The 17,739-nt window shown below is 41.7% G+C and carries 18 protein-coding genes; 4 read left to right on the top strand and 14 right to left on the bottom strand.

Going from position 1 to position 17,739, the window contains the following annotated elements; genetic code table 11:
• Positions 1–4: 4 nt before the first annotated feature.
• Positions 5–784, bottom strand: a complete 780-nt coding sequence (locus I6N90_RS12565; RefSeq protein ID WP_197935968.1) for a Cof-type HAD-IIB family hydrolase — start codon at positions 782–784, stop codon at positions 5–7.
• Between the two features lie 65 nt (positions 785–849).
• Positions 850–1,299, bottom strand: coding sequence for an SRPBCC domain-containing protein (locus I6N90_RS12560; protein WP_197935967.1), 450 nt, complete (start codon positions 1,297–1,299; stop codon positions 850–852).
• 128 nt (positions 1,300–1,427) lie between these two features.
• On the opposite strand from I6N90_RS12560, the gene I6N90_RS12555 reads away from it, so the two are divergent.
• The gene (locus tag I6N90_RS12555; protein WP_197935966.1) at positions 1,428–2,255 is read left to right on the top strand and encodes an AraC family transcriptional regulator; all 828 of its coding nucleotides are present in this window, start codon (positions 1,428–1,430) and stop codon (positions 2,253–2,255) included.
• 148 nt (positions 2,256–2,403) lie between these two features.
• Entirely contained in the window at positions 2,404–3,222 is an 819-nt protein-coding gene (locus tag I6N90_RS12550; RefSeq protein WP_197935965.1) for a hypothetical protein, read from the top strand.
• An 11-nt stretch (positions 3,223–3,233) separates the two neighbouring features.
• Here the strand turns inward: I6N90_RS12550 and I6N90_RS12545 are convergent, their stop codons facing one another.
• Positions 3,234–3,686: a hypothetical protein gene (locus tag I6N90_RS12545; protein ID WP_232242961.1), complete on the bottom strand. Its 453-nt coding sequence runs from the start codon at positions 3,684–3,686 to the stop codon at positions 3,234–3,236.
• Between the two features lie 477 nt (positions 3,687–4,163).
• Here I6N90_RS12545 and hflX point away from each other — a divergent pair, with 477 nt between their 5' ends.
• Entirely contained in the window at positions 4,164–5,444 is a 1,281-nt protein-coding gene (gene hflX / locus I6N90_RS12540) for a GTPase HflX (RefSeq protein ID WP_197935963.1), read from the top strand.
• Between the two features lie 51 nt (positions 5,445–5,495).
• Here the strand turns inward: hflX and I6N90_RS12535 are convergent, their stop codons facing one another.
• The 11 genes from I6N90_RS12535 to I6N90_RS12485 all read right to left on the bottom strand — a co-directional run bounded on the left by I6N90_RS12535 (position 5,496) and on the right by I6N90_RS12485 (position 17,060).
• A complete protein-coding gene (locus I6N90_RS12535) occupies positions 5,496–6,584 on the bottom strand; it encodes an RDD family protein (RefSeq protein ID WP_197935962.1) in 1,089 nt (362 codons plus the stop codon).
• A 41-nt stretch (positions 6,585–6,625) separates the two neighbouring features.
• Positions 6,626–7,618, bottom strand: coding sequence for an ABC transporter permease (locus I6N90_RS12530; protein WP_197935961.1), 993 nt, complete (start codon positions 7,616–7,618; stop codon positions 6,626–6,628).
• Positions 7,615–9,105, bottom strand: coding sequence for a sugar ABC transporter ATP-binding protein (locus tag I6N90_RS12525; protein WP_197936576.1), 1,491 nt, complete (start codon positions 9,103–9,105; stop codon positions 7,615–7,617). The genes I6N90_RS12530 and I6N90_RS12525 overlap by 4 nt, the downstream gene beginning before the upstream one ends.
• A 123-nt stretch (positions 9,106–9,228) precedes the next feature.
• Positions 9,229–10,338, bottom strand: a complete 1,110-nt coding sequence (locus I6N90_RS12520) for a sugar ABC transporter substrate-binding protein (RefSeq protein WP_197935960.1) — start codon at positions 10,336–10,338, stop codon at positions 9,229–9,231.
• A gap of 107 nt (positions 10,339–10,445) precedes the next feature.
• On the bottom strand, positions 10,446–11,147 hold the full coding sequence (locus I6N90_RS12515) for a hypothetical protein (protein ID WP_197935959.1): 702 nt from the start codon (positions 11,145–11,147) through the stop codon (positions 10,446–10,448).
• A gap of 258 nt (positions 11,148–11,405) precedes the next feature.
• The gene (locus I6N90_RS12510; RefSeq protein WP_197935958.1) at positions 11,406–12,146 is read right to left on the bottom strand and encodes an ABC transporter permease; all 741 of its coding nucleotides are present in this window, start codon (positions 12,144–12,146) and stop codon (positions 11,406–11,408) included.
• Position 12,147: 1 nt separating this feature from the next.
• Positions 12,148–12,855, bottom strand: coding sequence for an ABC transporter permease (locus I6N90_RS12505; protein WP_197935957.1), 708 nt, complete (start codon positions 12,853–12,855; stop codon positions 12,148–12,150).
• Positions 12,852–13,766, bottom strand: coding sequence for an ABC transporter ATP-binding protein (locus I6N90_RS12500; protein WP_197935956.1), 915 nt, complete (start codon positions 13,764–13,766; stop codon positions 12,852–12,854). The genes I6N90_RS12505 and I6N90_RS12500 overlap by 4 nt, the downstream gene beginning before the upstream one ends.
• Before the next feature lie 86 nt (positions 13,767–13,852).
• Positions 13,853–15,253, bottom strand: coding sequence for a HAMP domain-containing sensor histidine kinase (locus tag I6N90_RS12495; protein WP_232242960.1), 1,401 nt, complete (start codon positions 15,251–15,253; stop codon positions 13,853–13,855).
• Between the two features lie 53 nt (positions 15,254–15,306).
• Positions 15,307–15,981: a response regulator transcription factor gene (locus I6N90_RS12490; protein ID WP_197935954.1), complete on the bottom strand. Its 675-nt coding sequence runs from the start codon at positions 15,979–15,981 to the stop codon at positions 15,307–15,309.
• Between the two features lie 161 nt (positions 15,982–16,142).
• Complete coding sequence (locus tag I6N90_RS12485; protein WP_197935953.1) at positions 16,143–17,060, bottom strand: aldo/keto reductase; 918 nt, start codon at positions 17,058–17,060, stop codon at positions 16,143–16,145.
• 159 nt (positions 17,061–17,219) lie between these two features.
• Between I6N90_RS12485 and I6N90_RS12480 the strand changes: the two genes are divergently transcribed.
• Positions 17,220–17,690 carry a CHRD domain-containing protein gene (locus tag I6N90_RS12480; RefSeq protein ID WP_197936575.1) on the top strand — a complete coding sequence of 157 codons (471 nt, stop codon included), beginning with the start codon at positions 17,220–17,222 and terminating at the stop codon, positions 17,688–17,690.
• Positions 17,691–17,739 lie beyond the last annotated feature (49 nt).

The raw sequence follows: 17,739 nt of genomic DNA, 5'->3' as shown, positions 1-17,739 counted from the left end.
TGATTTACAGGGCTAATAAACCCGCTTTAATCAAGCCATTTCGTATACCCTTTTCATCAACATGTGTCGTTACATAGTTTGCAAATGGCAGCAATTCTGGGTGAGAATTGCCCATCGCAACACCAAATCCAACATAGTCTAGCATTTCCTTATCATTTAACCCATCACCGAAAGCAACAGCGTCATCTGCCGTATATTCAAGCTTCTTAAGCAACGCTTCAATCCCTTGCGCTTTGGAGCCGCCAAGCGGCAGTACATCCATAGCCTTGTCATGCCAACGAATAAACGTAAAATGTGATTTTAACGATTCATACAGATGTTCTTCATGACTCTCGCAATGGAGAAACACTTGAAAAATATCATCTGTCTGCCAAAATTCCGGGTTATAGCTGGGCTCGTCCACTTTTAACGTAAGAATTGCTTCCGTCATAGAAGGGTCAACTTCCTTATTACTATTGTAGAAATGCTCCCCCTCAAACACTAGGCTATGATTAAGCTCACCTGCTAAACCTACCAACGCTTCAAGGCTGCTCTTTTCGATTTCCCGTTTATAGAGAGGCTGTCCCTTATATACAACATAACCACCGTTCAAACATACATAAGATTCAATGCCTAGTTGCTCTGCTAGCGGCTTGATGAAATATGGTGCTCTACCCGTTGCGATTACAGGCTCGACACCACTTGCTTTAAGCTCACGAATAGCTTCTACTGTATCGTTCGGAATCACTTTCTCTTCATTAACCAATGTACCGTCAATATCAAAAAATACGATTTTGTAGCTCATGCTGTACAGTCCCCTATCCTTTTTATACTAGTATAAAGAATAGGTTCCTATACGGCTACCCCTCACTACCATCCAAAATCCAGCGTATTTCCCGTTTCTACGTAAGACTTCAGATTGCTAAGAATAATTGACCAGTTATCTGGAGCTTTATGATAGGAAGGATGATTTTCTGTATATTGATCTGCCACAAGCGTCAACTTCGTACAAGCCCCTACAACTTCTACTGTCATCGTAACACGAGAAGTAAGTTCACTATGATTTTCATAATAGGAGGGTCCTGGATGTTCGATTAACACCATCGACTTATTTTCCTCATAGGAAATAAAGTGTCCGTATACATGTACGGTTTCTGGTCCATCATTACCAGGTCCAATATAAGCATAGGTGCTACCGTCAGTAAACTCCGACTGAAGAATACAATCAAAAAACACTTTCCTTGTACCCTCTGGTTTCGTTAATGCATCCCATACTTTGCTAGGTTCCGCTCCAATATAAAATATAAAGGTATGACTCATTTCGCAACTCTCCCTTATCGCCAATGGATTAGCAATTGCCGCTTTTTATCGTCACTGCTATCATAATAATAGCTACACTTCACTTTCCTGTATTGTAAAAATGCGACATTTCGATTGGAGAGATCGTCATGAATCCACCTATCAAGCAACAAGCTAGCATGGGCATTCTACAAATGGAAGAAGCAGAAAAAAAATTTCAACTAACGAGATATGCGCCCTCTTCGCTTCTTGCACCATTTGTTAAACACTTCTGGCTAGTAAGCTGGAATTTAAGCGAGCAATCCCCTTTTTATCAAGATGTCATTCCGAACCCATGCGTCAATCTCATTATTGAACAAGAGCGCAGTGGCATATATGGAGTAGCAAGCCGTAAATATACGAAAGAGCTTATAGGAACAGGAAAAGTATTCGGGGTGAAGTTTAAACCAGGTGGCTTTTATCCCTTCATGATGAAACCATTGTCGAGTTTAACTGATCAAGCTATTGCATTAAAAACAATATTCCCACATGACAACAATGAACTATTCCATGCGCTGCGCTCATCCGAACGGCCGGAACATCTTATATCATTAGCCCAGCAATTGCTTGCACAGCAACTACCCAAAGTTGATGAGAATGTTCATTTCATTAATCAAATAATCGACTATATTACTACTCATACAACGATTACAAAGGTCGAGCAACTGTGTGATCAGTTTCAACTAAGTAGCAGAAAGCTTCAGCGGTTATTCAGTCAATACGTAGGCGTTAGTCCGAAGTGGGTTATTCAGCTCTATCGGCTGCAAAATGCTGCAGAAGCATTAGACCGGGGGCTCGCGAATGATTTCGCAAAGTTAAGCTTAGAGCTCGGTTATTATGATCAATCCCATTTTATCAACGATTTCAAATCAATCATCGGTAAGACCCCAGAAGAGTATGTACGAGCATCTGCTCATTCGTATAACGTTAATCGTTAATGGGGTTGACCATCCTTATTTCTTGCTTTATAGTAGTGGAAAATAATAATTCGGCTTACGATGGAAGCACCCGTAAGGAAAGACGCTTTGCGTTTTTCTTACGGGTGCTTTTTTGCGTCCAAAAGCCGTACTTTGAGGAGGTTTATTCATGTTTATTAACCGCTGCTTCTTCATCATTTGTATGACCATTTTATTATTGCTAGCAATAGCAAGTTCCGCACTGGCTGCACCATTCGAGTTCACGATTACAGCAAAAACCGCCTTCGAAAAGATGATTAAAGCCGTTGATTCTACTACTTCTTACGCATTAACGTCCCGTTATGCTGAATTTCAAAAGCTTCAGCAACAAGCGATTGACTGGGATTTGAAAATTAGTACCATTCATTACGACAATGATGCAGAGGAAGAAGCCCTTCGTAAAAAGATCCCTGGAATTGACTCTGTACGTATCACAACAGCTACTAATGAAGTAAACACGACTAAGAAAAAATATGAATCCTTGTTTGAGCTATACGAAACTCAGAAGTCGCAATTACGTTTAGCGAAAGCTGCAAAAAACAAAAGTTTAACTTCCTTTTTTAACGCCCAGGTTGAAGTAACAAAAATTGCTGTACAGAGCGCTAAAGATACTATTAGGGCGAAGGAAGCTAAACTAAAAGAAACTAAAGCAGCGGCAACTGCGAAGATGAAGCAAATTCGAGATATACTCGGCACCAATGATGCAACGTCTACTAAAATCAAAGCATCCAAAAGTACCATTAGCAGTACAAACAAACGTGTAACGACTGAAACAAAGGTGCTAACTAATGCAGTCAAAAAAGGAGATGCAACAGCTGCTCTAAGTAGTCTTATGCGTTTGGTGCTGTATCAAAATGAAATCCTCATACAAAAGATAAACATTCATGGCTATGAGCTAGTTATCCAAGGCGTCATTAAAAAAGCTTCAACGAAATTGAAATCATTTTAATTGGCAAAAAGTTACTTCCGAACGAAACGAACAGTCATTAAAATCAACTCAACGACGATGCCAACTGCAAGACCAGATATGATCATGATCATAAAAGATAATAGACTAACTAAGTCTTCCCAACCCGTCGCATTCCCTGAGTAAAGACCCATGAAGATAAGTCCGACCAGAATACCTATATTTGAGCACAGCCATAACCACCTGCCTCCAGACCATCCTGCGAGGCTTAACAATACAGACCACATGATGGCAAACAACGCAAAGCGGAATGCATGTACATTTGTCCATGTTTGACCAAGTAGCTCAAAGCGAATAAACCATATGGCCAAAATTAATAATACGGATGAAACACCAGCAATGATCCACCACTTTACACTTCTCGCTTCAGGAATCCAGCTCATCCAAGCACTCCCCTTTGCTCTAAATCTTTTGTTCTGTATGAGTAGACGCCAATCTGCTTCCATTAGTTTCGTCAATAAGTACTAAATGATTATGTTAATTTTTTACTATCGATCAAGTTGCCACCGCTAACCAATTTGTGCTACACTGTTGTCATTCCAAGGAATGGAGGGTTACGATGTGATTGATTTTATCCGAGTTAGATCGTTGCGCAGCTAAATTGAATAGCGCCGAAGCTCTGCCTGTGCGCAGAGGACTCAGGATTGGTCTCTCTACAACCATCTGTAACCGTCTATAGCCATCCAACAGAATAGTACCGTTGTAAGTGTTGCTGTTGTTATAAACGTATCTTAAATACGTATCACAGCATCATTAACGTAAATACGTGCTATCACTATGCTATAGCAGACCAATAACTTGCAGGAGAATGAATTTATTTCCTGTGAGGTATACTGATATCCTCTTGCGATTTTTAAACACAGGCCATGTTGCCTGTGTTTTTTTGATTTATTCGATTACCCACCCTATGGAGGATGATAAATATGACAGAACTAAACCATCAAAAAGCTATTATCGTCGGCGTACAGCTTCAAAAGGATACCGACTTTGAATATTCCATGCTTGAGTTACGCAATCTTGCAGCAGCCTGTAATGTCGAAGTCGTTGACGAATTGAGCCAAAAATCAGATCGAATTAACCCGACTCATTATATTGGTACGGGAAAAATTGTTGAGCTTCGTGCCTTACTTGATGCACACGAAACAGAAACCGTTATTTTTAATAACGAGCTCTCCCCTTCACAAATTCGTAATTTGGAGAAGGAACTACAGTGCGTCGTCAAAGATCGCACTATTCTAATACTCGATATATTCGCAGAACGTGCGAAGACTAGAGAAGCTCAGCTTCAAGTTGAAGTTGCTCGACTACAATATACGCTACCGCGACTTGTTGGACTTCGTGCTTCGTTAGGTCGCCAAGGCGGTGGTGGCGGTACTGGACTTAGTAACAAAGGTGCGGGTGAGACGAAGCTTGAGCTGGATCGTAGACGCATTGAAGAAAGAATTACTGCTCTACAAGCGGAATTAGAGAAGCTTGTTGCCAATCGCCAAAATCAACGTAAACAACGACAAAAAAATGAAATGCCTGTTGTCTGTTTAGTCGGTTACACAAATACAGGCAAGTCCAGCTTAATGAATGCCCTTCTTGAGACGTTCGATCCAGAAACGACGAAACAAGTATTCGCAAAAGATATGTTGTTCGCTACACTTGAAACGTCTGTTCGAAGCATCGATATGCCTGACAATAAGTCTTTCTTGCTGACTGATACTGTCGGCTTTGTAAGTAAACTGCCCCATCACTTAATTAAAGCGTTCCGTTCAACTCTTGAGGAAGTTACTGAGGCTGATCTATTGCTGCATATCGTAGATTATGCGCACGAAGATTATTCGCAATTGATAGCAGTAACGACTGAGACACTTAAGGAACTTGGAGCAGACGGCATTCCTACGATCTACGTCTACAACAAATGTGATATGACCGATCATCCTTATCCACAAACATCTGAAAACAGCGTCTATATGTCTGTAAAAGAAAAAAGCGGCATAAATGAGCTTGTTGAGCTCGTTAGAAATAAAATCTTTAACGATTATGTCACTCGCGAGATCATGATTCCTTATGATCAAGGCCGCCTTGTTTCCTATTTCAATGAACATGCAAATGTCATCTCGACAAGTTACGAAGAAGAAGGCACACGCATGAAGTTGGAATGTAGCTTAGCTAACTATGATCGACACCGGAAAGATTTTATTGAGCTCGAATCTTAAAAACCAAAAACCTCCACAGCCGCTATTAGCGACTATGGAGGTTTTTCCTTGCTACTGAACTGGCTGGAAGGTTGAGACTACTTCCAGTAACTCTTCTCTTCTTAAATCAATTTTGGAGGATAACGACCAAGCAATGATCTGATGGAAATGATCTCCGGTTTCTACACTTGTCACTATATACGTAATTTCAGTTCCATCCGCTACATCTTCAAATTCCAGTTGATAACCTGGTGATCCGCCAATAGTAACCGCTTTGTAATCCGTTACTTGGGCATCTGCATATGCACCCCTGAAGCTATCATCAACTAATTGAGTATAATCTTCTAGTGTAAAGTAGGGATCGAAATCTAATTTACTCTCATTAAAAACAATCAAATATTTTTCACTAAATATATTTCCAATTGTAATATCAGCCTCATCATGCAAATCGTCCATTTTTGACCAGCTCTCGTTAGCCGTCACTTGGAACTCACTATTGAAACTTTGGAATACCTCTGGCTCATCAGACCCGAATATTCCACCTTTACCTGTTGCAATACTTACGATCGCTACTACAATTAATACAATCGATGTAAACAAAGCGATAATGACTACGCTAAGCCAAAGACCAGAAAAGCGGCTACTCTTTGATTGTAGATCTTTAGTGCTAGCTACAAATGTGTTAGTGGCCATATCACCAAGTCGTTGTTTCTTTTTTGTTGCAAGAACACAGATGCCCGCTGGCAGCGAGCCAAACAATAATGGGTTGGTATCCACTATCCGCAATAAAGCACGGAGGAATCCTTTTCCCATGCCTGGCGCATATCCTTCTTCATTAACTGCTCTGATCCTGAACAAATATTTACCTACTGTATATCCCGTCAAACTTTCTAGCAAAAAATAATAGGACAAAAATACGACAGCGAGTACTACAATTCCAATTATTAGGTAAGATTCATTTAACAAAAATAAAGTCGCACTCAATCCACCTAAAAAGACGGAATCTACAATGGTTGCACCCCATCTTTTGAAAAATAGTGAAGATCCATAAAGCTCCATTATTCCTTCAACATATTTAGCCGATGGAGGCTGTGGACTCATCTCATTACCACTCACATAGGGTGTGTATTGATGAAATTGCTCATTGGGCATTTGATTCATAGTTACCTACTCGTCCTTTCAAGATCAAGTTGATGTTTCCTTTAGTGTCTACGCTTGTAGTATGTAATGGCAAGAGCTAATGCGAGTACAGAACCTTTCACGATATCCATCGCGTAATAAGGTACAGAAAGCATAATAAGTCCATTAGACAAAATACCAATTAATACAGCACCAACAAACGTTCCAAATGCATTAGGTTTGCCTGATCCAAGCACTGAATAGCCAATAAATGCTGCTGCAACAGCATCCATTAAGTAGGGGCCACCTGCATTCACTTCGGCACTCATTACTCGTGCTCCAAGAATAATACCGCCTACTCCAGCAAACAACGCAGAGATTAAATAAGCAAACAATCTATATTTTCTAACAGCTATGCCAGATAGTTTAGCAGCCTCAGCATTTCCACCGATCATATACATATAACGGCCATGCTTCGTATAGTTCAGAAACAAATGTACAAGCAAAACAACAACAAACATAATAATAATGATCCATGGTACTTTACCAAGCTGGCCGAACAGCTTTGGAATTTCACCAGTTGCAAAATCACCGTTTGGCATAATCATATTTTGCGATACTGTTGCTCCTCTTGTATACGTTAATGCTACGCCTTGGAAAATAAACATTGTTGCGAGTGTCATAAGCATATCTTGTATTTTAAAATTGATAACCAAAAAGGCATTTACGAGTCCAACAACAAGACAAAACAATATCGTAATGGCAATACCAAGGCCTACACTTTGCCCATGCCAGACAAACATCGAAATAACTAGTGCATTCGCTAGTGACGCTGTAGATCCTACCGAAAGATCGAATCCGCCAACCGCTAACGAAACCGTTAGTCCAATTGCAATAATAGTCACGATAGATATCGAACGTAAAATATTAATAATGTTCGTATAGCTTAGGAAGTTTTCATTCATCGTTCCAAAAAAGATAACTAATAATAAAATAGTAATTAACGTTCCATATTTATAAAAAAACTCAAATGCTCCAAACCTTTTTTTCGACTGAGTGGATGTAACGGCATTCATTTACGTAAACCTCCCGTGCTGTATAACATAATTTCTTCCTCGTTTGTTCGTGCAGTAACAAGCTCCTTCATTATAGCGCCGTCGTACATGACATACATCCTGTCAGTAATGCCCATCATCTCGGACATCTCGCTAGAAGCATATAATATACTTTTGCCACGTGCAGCAAGTTCAGCGACTACATTATAAATATCCCGCTTAGCACCTACGTCAACCCCTTTAGTCGGTTCATCGAATATGTATACATCAGCATCAACCAATAGCCACTTTCCAATCGCTACCTTTTGTTGATTGCCCCCCGACAAGTTCCCCACCAGCACATCCCCATTAGGCGTCTTGATGCCGAGATCACGAATAATCGTTGATGCTTCCGATCTCTCTTTTGACTTTTTCAGCCAAGCCCCTTTACCTGTAAATCGAGATAAACTGGAAGCAGTCAAATTGACGTCAACCGACTCATGAACAAACACGCCTTCACGGCGGCGCTCCTCGGGAACTAATGCTATCCCGCTTTGAACGGCGTCAAAAGGGCTATAAATACGAAGCTTCACCCCATTAAGAAATGTCTCCCCTGTTGCAGTCGTTGATGCTCCGAACAGCGCTCTACATAACTCCGTCTTGCCTGCCCCTACTAGCCCAGCAAGGCCAACAATTTCACCTTTATGTACTTTAAGCGTTACATCATTAACTTTACCGATATCATCTATATGTTTCGCTTCAAAACAAACATCACCAATGTTACTTTTTCGCTTCGGAAACTGTCCTTCTAACTTGGAACCCAACATATATTCAACGACCTGATCTTGTTCTATCTTTGCAAGTTCGTCTCTAATGACAAATTTTCCGTCACGCATAATCGTAATGTCATCACATATTTCATATAACTCCGGAAGTCGATGGGAAATAAAAATAACGCCAACGCCTTCAGATTTAAGCAATGAAATGAGATGAAATAGTTGTTCAGTCTCACTATGACTCAGCGGAGCTGTAGGTTCGTCCAATATCAGAAAACGACATTCCATCGATACAGAACGAGCAATGAGTACCATTTGTTTCTCTGCAAGCGTCAAGTCTTGAGCTAGCTTCTTCGTTGAAACCTTTACATTCAATCGGTCAAGAATCTCTTGTGCTGACTGATGAAGCGTCTTCCAATGCATAACATGTTTTCCCTTCATGCCATGCACAGTATGTTCCAACATAATATTTTCTCCGACAGAAAGATTAGGGATAAGTACTGTATCTACTTCTTGATAAACGACTTGAATACCAAGTAATTTAGCATCTCTCGGGCTACGTATATGGACCTGCTTTCCATCAATCCAAATTTCCCCGGTGTAGTGGCTATACGCTCCCGCAAGTACCTTCATAAGCGTTGACTTTCCTGCTCCATTAGCACCTATTAATGCATGGGACTTTCCAGTATCCGTATAAAAATTAACATCGGCTAACGCTTGAACGCCAGGAAAGGCAATGGAGATGCCCCTCATCTCAAGCCTGATTGTATTGACATTCGCCAAGAGGCGCACCTTCCTCTCCAAACAGGATAGAGCGCCCCCATCCGTTAGGATAAGGGCGCTGTATAATTTAACCTATTATAGCACTAAAGTACCTTATTTTGCGTTAGCTTCTTTCAAAGCTTTTATCCAATCCGTCTCAAATGCATCAGTTGTTCCCCATCCCGGGATAATATCAGCAAGTGTCGATACATTTACTGCTTTATCGGATTTTTTCAAGTCTTCTTGTGTAATAAGTGCTGCATCAAGATCGAACGTAGCTGGTGTCTCTTCACCCGCAAGCTTCTTAGCAGCTATTCTTACGTTAACTGCACCAACCATCTTAGCGTCAACAGCAGCTGTAGCTACCCAAGGGCTATTGTCTTCTTGCATAAGTTGCAAGTCAGCATTGGAAACGTCGATTCCATAAATTTTAATTTCTGTCCGTCCAGCTTCAACTAGAGCACGAGTAGCGCCTATTGCGAATGCATCCCATGTTGCAAAGATTGCATCAATCTCGCCTTTCGGATGTTTCGTAAGCAATGCTGCAACAGCGTTTTGTGTTTCTACTGCTGTATTATCAGAAGCAACTCCGAAACGTCCAACTTCTTTAATACCTGCGTACTTCGTTAATGTTTCTTGATAAACATTGTTTCTACGTACCATTGGCGGGAAACCATCTACCCAAAGATAAACGATTTTTGCTTCTTCACCTTTTTCTTTCACCAATTGATCGAGTGCGTATTGCGCAAGCGCCTCATCTTTTTGCGAAGTTAGTGTTACACCGCTAACTTCACCGACTGCAGGCAAGGAATCAAATGCAACAACTTCAATACCTTTGTCTCTTAACTTCTTAACGGCATCAACAGTTGCAGGATCATCGCCATGAGAAAGAATTACTGCGTCAGCATTGCTGCCTGCCGCCTGCTCGATTGCATCTAGAAACTTCGCTGTGTCACCGTTCGCAGAGAACGTGTCCACATTAAAGCCTAGCGCTTCACCCTCTTGTTTTGCTCCTGCTAGAAACTGTGCAGTATGGTCATCTCCGCCGATTTTGCGGATTACTTTAATGTTAATATCGCCTTTCTCTTTGAGCGCGGCAGGAAGATTTTCTACCTCTTTCGTAGCTTCGTCCTTCTTACCCCCATTGCCTCCGCAACCTGTAACGACAATTACTATAGCAAGCATCAACACAAAAACAGCTTGCAGCTTCTTCTTGTTGTTCATTGTGACTACACCCCTTATGTATTAGTAACTATTAATACAAGTAATCCTATCGGATATTACGAGGATCGTCAACCATTTTTTCGGAAATATTTACCTGAGGAGATTGCTTATTCTTTCTGTTTCTCCTCATAATAGGCTATAACCTCATCAAGATCGACTTGATCTGGTCCTCCCCCTAACACCCAGTACTGAATTCCATCGAAGTATTGGGTCATTGAATATGGACTATCCGCCTCACCCATTGCTGGTTTAACTTCGAAAATAATTGGTTCACTATCCTCATATGTATTTACAACCAATTTAGCACCAACTAGCTCCTGATCTGAACCACACGACGCAGTAGAAGGCTCAAGTGTACCACCTTCTAACGTTAAATCCTGCGTTTTAGTAAGAATGATTTTACCATCCTCGAACGTCCAAGTACCGCTAAAAGCGCGCTCTCTATTAGCACAATCCATCGCGTCAGCGATAAAATCAAAAGTCATATCCTCACGAAATTGATACAAATTGGTATACGACGAACCAACACCCATTGCGTCTTGCCAAGCGCCTACAAGATTTTCAACTGTTGCCTCTTCAGAAGCAACAAGAACTGGGGTAGGCTCTATTGTGCTTGATATGGGTTCGATGACTTCTGTAGAAGGCTCGACGTCAGTGCTAGGCGAAGGCTCGATAACTTTAGAAGATAGCTCCTCTACCGCACTAGGTAAGGGGGTACTCGTAACATCCGACGAAGGTTCGGTTACATTGGATGCACAACCTGCTAAAATTACGACACTAACAAAAATACAGATTAACCTTAAAAACATGATCTACTCCTCCTACTTCACCTATAAGCTCTTGATAAAATAGCCTCTATTCTAGGATGTAGATAGAATTTGAATGTCAGGCAATCGGGTATATACTCTACTAGAGATATACTTTTCTCTATGAATAAAATTGAACGCCGTTATCCATAGGATAACAGCGCCTTAAACTTCAAATTATTGTAACATGCAAATTCTTCAATTGTCATTAAATTCTTATTTATACGTATTCTAATTATTTTTATCTAATTTATTAAAAGATTATATTTCTTTCCGCTTTAAATAAATTAATCCCCCAGCAAAAAACAACATGAAGCTACCCGCAATCGTGATCATCATACTCTCCATCGGAAGCGTGAACGCACCAAAGTCCATCGTCCCACTATGAATCATTGCAAGCGCTGGCTGTGCCCAAGGATAGTACGGTCCATATGTTTCAGAATTAACGATAAGCATGTTCGGTATCGTCATCGCGACGTTAATTGCGAGTGGTGCTGCGAAGCTGCTCCAGCCAATGGATGCCCATAGTTGCAGGGCTGCAAGCGGAAGACAAGCAACAAAGCCGCTAACTACATTCCGCAAAAGTCCAGCCCATTCTACTCCACCTTCAACCCCTTGAAAGTTTACTGCTATGACCATCGAAGCTGCAAACAACAATTGTGTTACACCTAACATCACAGCAACAAGTACAAATTTTGCAATAAATAGTCCCGTTCGTGATACTGGCAAAGACAATAGTTGCTTCCACCCGCCTCCACTATGTTCATATCTGCACACGAATGCCGAGAAAATACCTGTTAATATAGGTAGCATCAGTAGAGCATGCAACGTTGTTGTAGCCGAATGAAGAACCTCGTAATGTAGATTACTTGGATATTCATCCAAGTTATATAGCGATCCAATTAATAACGATAGCAAAGGGCTTATCGGTATTAAGAGCCAAATGTATGCACGGCTTAGTTTTAACCGTTCTGAAGCGAGTAGTCTCATGAATGCTTTCATCTCAGCCAACATCCTTTCGATTGAAATGAAGGTTGCCAAGTAGCAACACAACTAACCCGCATCCAATACCTGCCCCTATATATAACAGTTGCTCAGTTCCGTAGTAAGCAAGTGACGGCCACTTCAATGGCATCCAATCAGGTAACGGAAACATCGAAAAAATCGACATCAAAACGCCTAGTGTGATTGGAAGAGTATGATTTTTCATAACCATACAAAGCCACAACAGTAAAGCCATAACAGGCATCGCTGCTGCAAAAGGAAAAAAGCTAAGCTGAGCAATATCTCCAAGCGGAATATCACCGCCAAATTTCAACCCTAGACCAAGTATAATAATGCCAATAAACAACAGTACACACGATACCGCCAGAAGGAGCACTGTAATAACAAACTTAGAACAGAGAACTGTACTCCGCGAAATTGGCAGTGCCAGAAGCTGCTTCCACGAACTTCTCTGATGTTCAATATTAGCTAGTAGTGAGCACAAAATCGTTGCACCTAGTCCTAACGCTATAGGGACAAACATAGATATGTTTTCTAGTAGTCCTCCCCAAAGATCCTCTTTATAAACACCCTTCAAATACTCATAACGAAGACCAAAATTAAGTCCTTGCATCGCAACTAGTCCTACTGGACCTAACATGATCAGAAACCAAATTCCTTTTCCTCTAAGCTTGAGAAGATCTGAACGTATCACTCTACCAATCATTGTCGCACACCCTCCTCCATAATGCGGAGGAATAGCTCTTCAAGAGATTTCCGTTTCTCTTCTACTCGGTAAACAGAATGACCACCTTGGACAATTTCTTGAACAACCCTTGATACAACTTTATCATCGGTACTGTTGAACAATAACATCGATTCATGCTGAACTGCATCGATCCCTCTATAGCGTAGCAGCTCAAGTACTTGCCTTGCATTTGACACCCGTAGCGACATTGAACCTTGGGCTTGCTGACGCAAGTTATCGATCGTGTCCTGGAACACTAGCTCGCCCTGACGAATGATGCCCACCGTACTCGCCATTTGCTCAACTTCAGACAGTAGATGGCTAGATATTAGTACGGTTATGCCGTGCTCTTTCGGCATCGCCTTAATCAATTCTCTTATCTCAAGAATGCCCGAAGGATCAAGCCCGTTCGTCGGTTCATCCAAAACAAGCAGTTCTGGACTTCCGAGCAAGGCACTCGCAATACCAAGTCGTTGCTTCATCCCAAGAGAATAACCTTTCACTGCTCGTTTAGATTCCTTCGTAAGTCCAACGATATGAAGAACTTCATCTATTCGAGACTTCGGCGCATCGATAATCCGCCTTATCGTTTCTAAGTTATCTACAGCGGTAAGATGCCCGTAATAAGAAGGGTACTCAACAAGCGACCCCACTTTTCTTAAGATGGACATCCGATTTTTTGCAAGCGATTGTCCGAAAATGTTGATGCTCCCATGAGACGGTTTAATTAATCCGAGCAGCATCCGAATTGTCGTTGTTTTGCCCGCTCCATTTGGACCGAGAAAACCATATATTTCGCCTTTTGCAATTTTCAAATTTAAGTTAGATACAGCGTAGCGCCCTTTGTACCTTTTACCCAACATCCCAGTTTCAATAATCCATTCTTTCACTTCTCATCACCTCAGAAACTAGCTTATCGCCCCAAGGTTAAATGAATAGTCGCCCAAGTTTAAATTTAGTTTAAAAAAATATCTGCTTATTCTCCATTTGGATATATATAAATTCGAGTACCTTTCACTGAACAATCCACTTTCCAAGCTAGTCCCATCTCCGCTACAAGGTAATCAACGATTGCAAGTCCTATACCAGCTCCCTTACCTGAGGGAGAAATTGCTCCAGTAAAGGATTCCTTTTTATTTAGGAACATTGTAGACTCTTTACGAGCCCCGAACCCATTTCCCCGATCCTCAATAACTAACATTTGCTTGCCTTCTTTATGATCTAGAAGGATACCGATATAACGCCCATCCGAGGCATGCCGCAAAATATTTTGAAACAAATTGTCTAATATACGATGAAATGCTTCCTTGTCCACAAACCATATCACTTTTTCCTCATCCGGCAGTTGTATGTTTACTTCAATCTCTTCCTTCTCCCAAATGGGAAACCATGCCGCTGCACTTTCACGAGTGAGTCGCAAAATATCTTGTTGTTCTGGTTTAAGTTTATAACGACCGCTCGTCATCAGTGTATAGGTAAGAAGGTTGTCGATTAACTCACTTAATCCCGTTGTTTTCTCCTCTAACATTTCAAGAGAGCGAAAGCCACGTCCGCTTAGTGGTTCCTCACGTAAAGCGTAAATATGCCCTCCCATTACCGTTAGCGGTGTGCGGAGATCATGCGACAGACTTGCGATCAATTGTTTTCTGAGCTCCTCCTCTTCAAGCTGCAGCGCTCTGCTTGCTTTCAATTGCTCGATCATGCCGTTAAAAGCTTCTTCCAAAGCGCCTATTTCATCCATTCGTTTTATAGAAACGGAAATTGGGATGTTTTGTTCATCGTGAATAGTCATTGCCTCTTGAAGTCTCAGAAGCCTTTTTCTAATCCTTTGGAAAAATACGAGCGACATAAGTGCTAAAAGAGCAAATAACATAAAAATAAAAATAACGAAAAAGGGTGTGCCTGATCCTACTCCCGATGGTGGCTGTACGATAGACCTTGGTATTTGCAGCACCATAAACCCATCTCCACCGTTGTTTTGGCCTAAAAATGACACAACGGTAAACGGGTCACTATCGATATGTTTTTTCATAAACCGAATCGCATCCGCATGTGACCATTGCTTCGGCAGGCTCTCTTGCACGGGAATTTGCATACCTAGCTTGCCGTCGGCGTTTACCCAGAATACGGTCGCCTCTACATACTTTTGCTTCAATTCGATAAGCTTCTTCTCTACTTCTTTAGCGGAAGATCCACCAAGTGTAGCAGCTTCTGCTTGCCAAACTGTCACTACGTCAAGGGAGCTACCATATTTCAATTTCTCCCATGGTTTCTCGTTAAAAAACGTTTCTGTACCAAAGAAAATAACTGCCGCAATCGGAATAACAATGGGCAGAAATAAAAATGACAATAAAATGATGAACATATAACGACTCATCAAAGAATGACTCCTAAACCTCGACAGCCACGTTATCTTACGCTGAAAACTATTCATGATCTTACTCTATAGCCAATGCCGCGCACAGTCTCAACAATTTGGGGATTAGCCGGGTCCTTCTCTATCTTTTCACGAAGATAACGAATATGTACCATTAACGTCTTATCTCCATCCATATATGGCTCTCCCCATACCGCCTCATAAATTTGTTCCTTCGTCATAACCCTTCCCATTCGTCCAAGCAAATACATGAAAATATGAAACTGTTTGCCGCTTAAGTTAATCTCTTCACCGCTATCTCCATTTACTATTCGATTATCATGTTCATACACGTTTAGATGCTTCACCGTTCTTGCTTCAACTGCATAGGCACCGTTTCTACGTAACAACACTTCAATTCGTGCTGTAAGCTCATCTGGATGGAACGGTTTCGTTAAATAATCATCTGCAAATTGCAATCCTTGCAACTTGTCATCTATTGATGCTCTCGCAGAAAGCATAAGTATAGGTGTTGACGGCGCTATCGCTTTTAACCGTTGACCAATTGTAAATCCGTCCAAACCAGGCAACATCACATCGAGTATCGCCAGATCGCAATCATGAAATAATTCAGTTGCACCTTCACCGCTTTTGAGCCACTTTACTTCATAACCTTTCGCGTCTAAATGTTCTGAGACAAAATGTCCGATTTCCTTATCGTCCTCTATGTAAAGTAATTTCGCTCCCATTCTATTCCTCCTATTTATACCCATTGGTTCGATTATAAGCGAATATCTACAGGCTGTCGAAAGCGTCCACAGCAATGATTTATGTATCGACTCTCCCACTAAAAAGGAGCACCTGAATAGGCGCTCCTTAAAAAGTTAAGTGTAGTCATTTATCTCGTTAACTAAAGTACATCTTGCGGATGAGACTCCGTAACGAGTTCCGCTGCTCTTGCATTTGATTCGACTTGTGCAGCATCTTTGCAGCCCGGAATAACTGTTGTTACAGCAGGATGCTTCAAGCACCAAGCTAACGCCCAACTAGCCATATCAACGCCTGCCGGCACTTCCTCACGACCGATTCGCTCCACTTCTTCAAGCTTCAAACGAGTTGCATCTGCATCATGACGATGACGTACATCCGTATCTCCAAATACTGTACCGGGCTTGTATTTACCGCTTAAGTAGCCGCTTGCAAGCGGTACACGTGCAAGTACCCCAAGGTCTTGTTGCTGGCAAGATGGGAAGACGCGCTCCTCTGGTGTACGGTCTAGTCTATTGTAAACAACCTGAATCGTACGTGAGCCTACTTGCTGAGAAGCAGCAGTTTGATGCAAATTGTCATTGCTTTGAATAGACGTACCTAAGTAACGAATTTTCCCTGCAGCAATCTGCTTGTCCAAAGTCGTCCACAACAACTCATTATCGAAGGAGGAATCTGGCCCAGAGTGGAATTGGTAAAGGTCAATATATTCAATCTTTAGAGCTTTAAGCGACGCATCCAGCTGTGCTACGACACCTTCCGCATCAAAGGAATCTGTACGAGTAAACAAATTGTGAAAGTGATGTCCAAACTTCGTCGCAATAATCCAATCCTCACGATTGCGGCGACTAATGTAATCACCAATAAATCGTTCCGATAAATGATCTCCATAACATTCTGCTGTATCGATCAAGTTGATGCCTAGCTCATGCCCCTTGTCCAAGATAGCATCCGCTTCATCCTGAGTATATTCTCTTCCCCATTCTCCGCCGAACTGCCATGTACCTATTCCAACAGTCGAGACACGAAGTCCTGTACTGCCTAAACGTCTATATTTCATAAGTAACACTCCTTCATTATTGTACTTCGTCCCTTAATCATTATAACGTCCTGTAACGCCCGTTTCTATGGAAATCCACCTCAGCCATGGACAAGAGAACAAGCTTGCTTCTTAATTCTAGAATAAGCTATCACACCACATGAAAAGGAGTGATGTCTTATCGCAACATTTAGAGCAAGACTAAGGGGAAGAAATGAGGTACCTCCCGTACGCACGAATGCATTTGGCTCTGCCACATTTCGTGAAGTTGGAAGAGGATTTGGCCCATTCTTTAACAACAACGGTGACGATGAAGATATCGATAACCAAGGGAATAATCGCAGACGTAATCTTCGTCTCAGATTCAGACTCGTGCTTAACAATATTAGGCGAGTAACATCAGCTGAAGTTCATCTCGGCCGTCCCGGTGAGAATGGCCCTCTTGTGGCTTTCCTATTCGGACCAAACAATCAAGGCGTATCCTTCAGACGCGGAGTCATTACAGGTACACTTAGAGACGGCGATCTCATCGGTCCACTTGCTGGCAGCAGCATCCGTCGATTGGTGCGGGAGATCGAGCGCGGTAATGCCTATGTAAATGTGCGTACCCGTCAATTCCCGAACGGAGAAATCCGCGGACAAATTAGGTAATCCCTTTACTTTCTAACATGCAGAAAGGCCACTAAACCGTTGCGGTTTT

The sequence above is a fragment of the Paenibacillus sp. GSMTC-2017 genome, from assembly GCF_016019935.1.
GTDB lineage: Bacteria > Bacillota > Bacilli > Paenibacillales > Paenibacillaceae > Pristimantibacillus.
Note: the sequence above shows the minus strand (reverse complement) of the source record. Positions and strands in the feature narration are given on the sequence as shown.

Excerpts from the sequence above, each read along its gene's own strand:
- I6N90_RS12565 (WP_197935968.1), bottom strand. The coding sequence starts at position 784 with ATGAGCTACAAAATCGTATTTTTTGATATTGACGGTACATTGGTTAAT.
- I6N90_RS12560 (WP_197935967.1), bottom strand. The coding sequence starts at position 1,299 with ATGAGTCATACCTTTATATTTTATATTGGAGCGGAACCTAGCAAAGTA.
- I6N90_RS12555 (WP_197935966.1), top strand. The coding sequence starts at position 1,428 with ATGAATCCACCTATCAAGCAACAAGCTAGCATGGGCATTCTACAAATG.
- I6N90_RS12550 (WP_197935965.1), top strand. The coding sequence starts at position 2,404 with ATGTTTATTAACCGCTGCTTCTTCATCATTTGTATGACCATTTTATTA.
- I6N90_RS12545 (WP_232242961.1), bottom strand. The coding sequence starts at position 3,686 with ATGGAAGCAGATTGGCGTCTACTCATACAGAACAAAAGATTTAGAGCA.
- hflX (WP_197935963.1), top strand. The coding sequence starts at position 4,164 with ATGACAGAACTAAACCATCAAAAAGCTATTATCGTCGGCGTACAGCTT.
- I6N90_RS12535 (WP_197935962.1), bottom strand. The coding sequence starts at position 6,584 with ATGAATCAAATGCCCAATGAGCAATTTCATCAATACACACCCTATGTG.
- I6N90_RS12530 (WP_197935961.1), bottom strand. The coding sequence starts at position 7,618 with ATGAATGCCGTTACATCCACTCAGTCGAAAAAAAGGTTTGGAGCATTT.
- I6N90_RS12525 (WP_197936576.1), bottom strand. The coding sequence starts at position 9,105 with ATGAGGGGCATCTCCATTGCCTTTCCTGGCGTTCAAGCGTTAGCCGAT.
- I6N90_RS12520 (WP_197935960.1), bottom strand. The coding sequence starts at position 10,338 with ATGAACAACAAGAAGAAGCTGCAAGCTGTTTTTGTGTTGATGCTTGCT.
- I6N90_RS12515 (WP_197935959.1), bottom strand. The coding sequence starts at position 11,147 with ATGTTTTTAAGGTTAATCTGTATTTTTGTTAGTGTCGTAATTTTAGCA.
- I6N90_RS12510 (WP_197935958.1), bottom strand. The coding sequence starts at position 12,146 with ATGAAAGCATTCATGAGACTACTCGCTTCAGAACGGTTAAAACTAAGC.
- I6N90_RS12505 (WP_197935957.1), bottom strand. The coding sequence starts at position 12,855 with ATGATTGGTAGAGTGATACGTTCAGATCTTCTCAAGCTTAGAGGAAAA.
- I6N90_RS12495 (WP_232242960.1), bottom strand. The coding sequence starts at position 15,253 with ATGAGTCGTTATATGTTCATCATTTTATTGTCATTTTTATTTCTGCCC.
- I6N90_RS12490 (WP_197935954.1), bottom strand. The coding sequence starts at position 15,981 with ATGGGAGCGAAATTACTTTACATAGAGGACGATAAGGAAATCGGACAT.
- I6N90_RS12485 (WP_197935953.1), bottom strand. The coding sequence starts at position 17,060 with ATGAAATATAGACGTTTAGGCAGTACAGGACTTCGTGTCTCGACTGTT.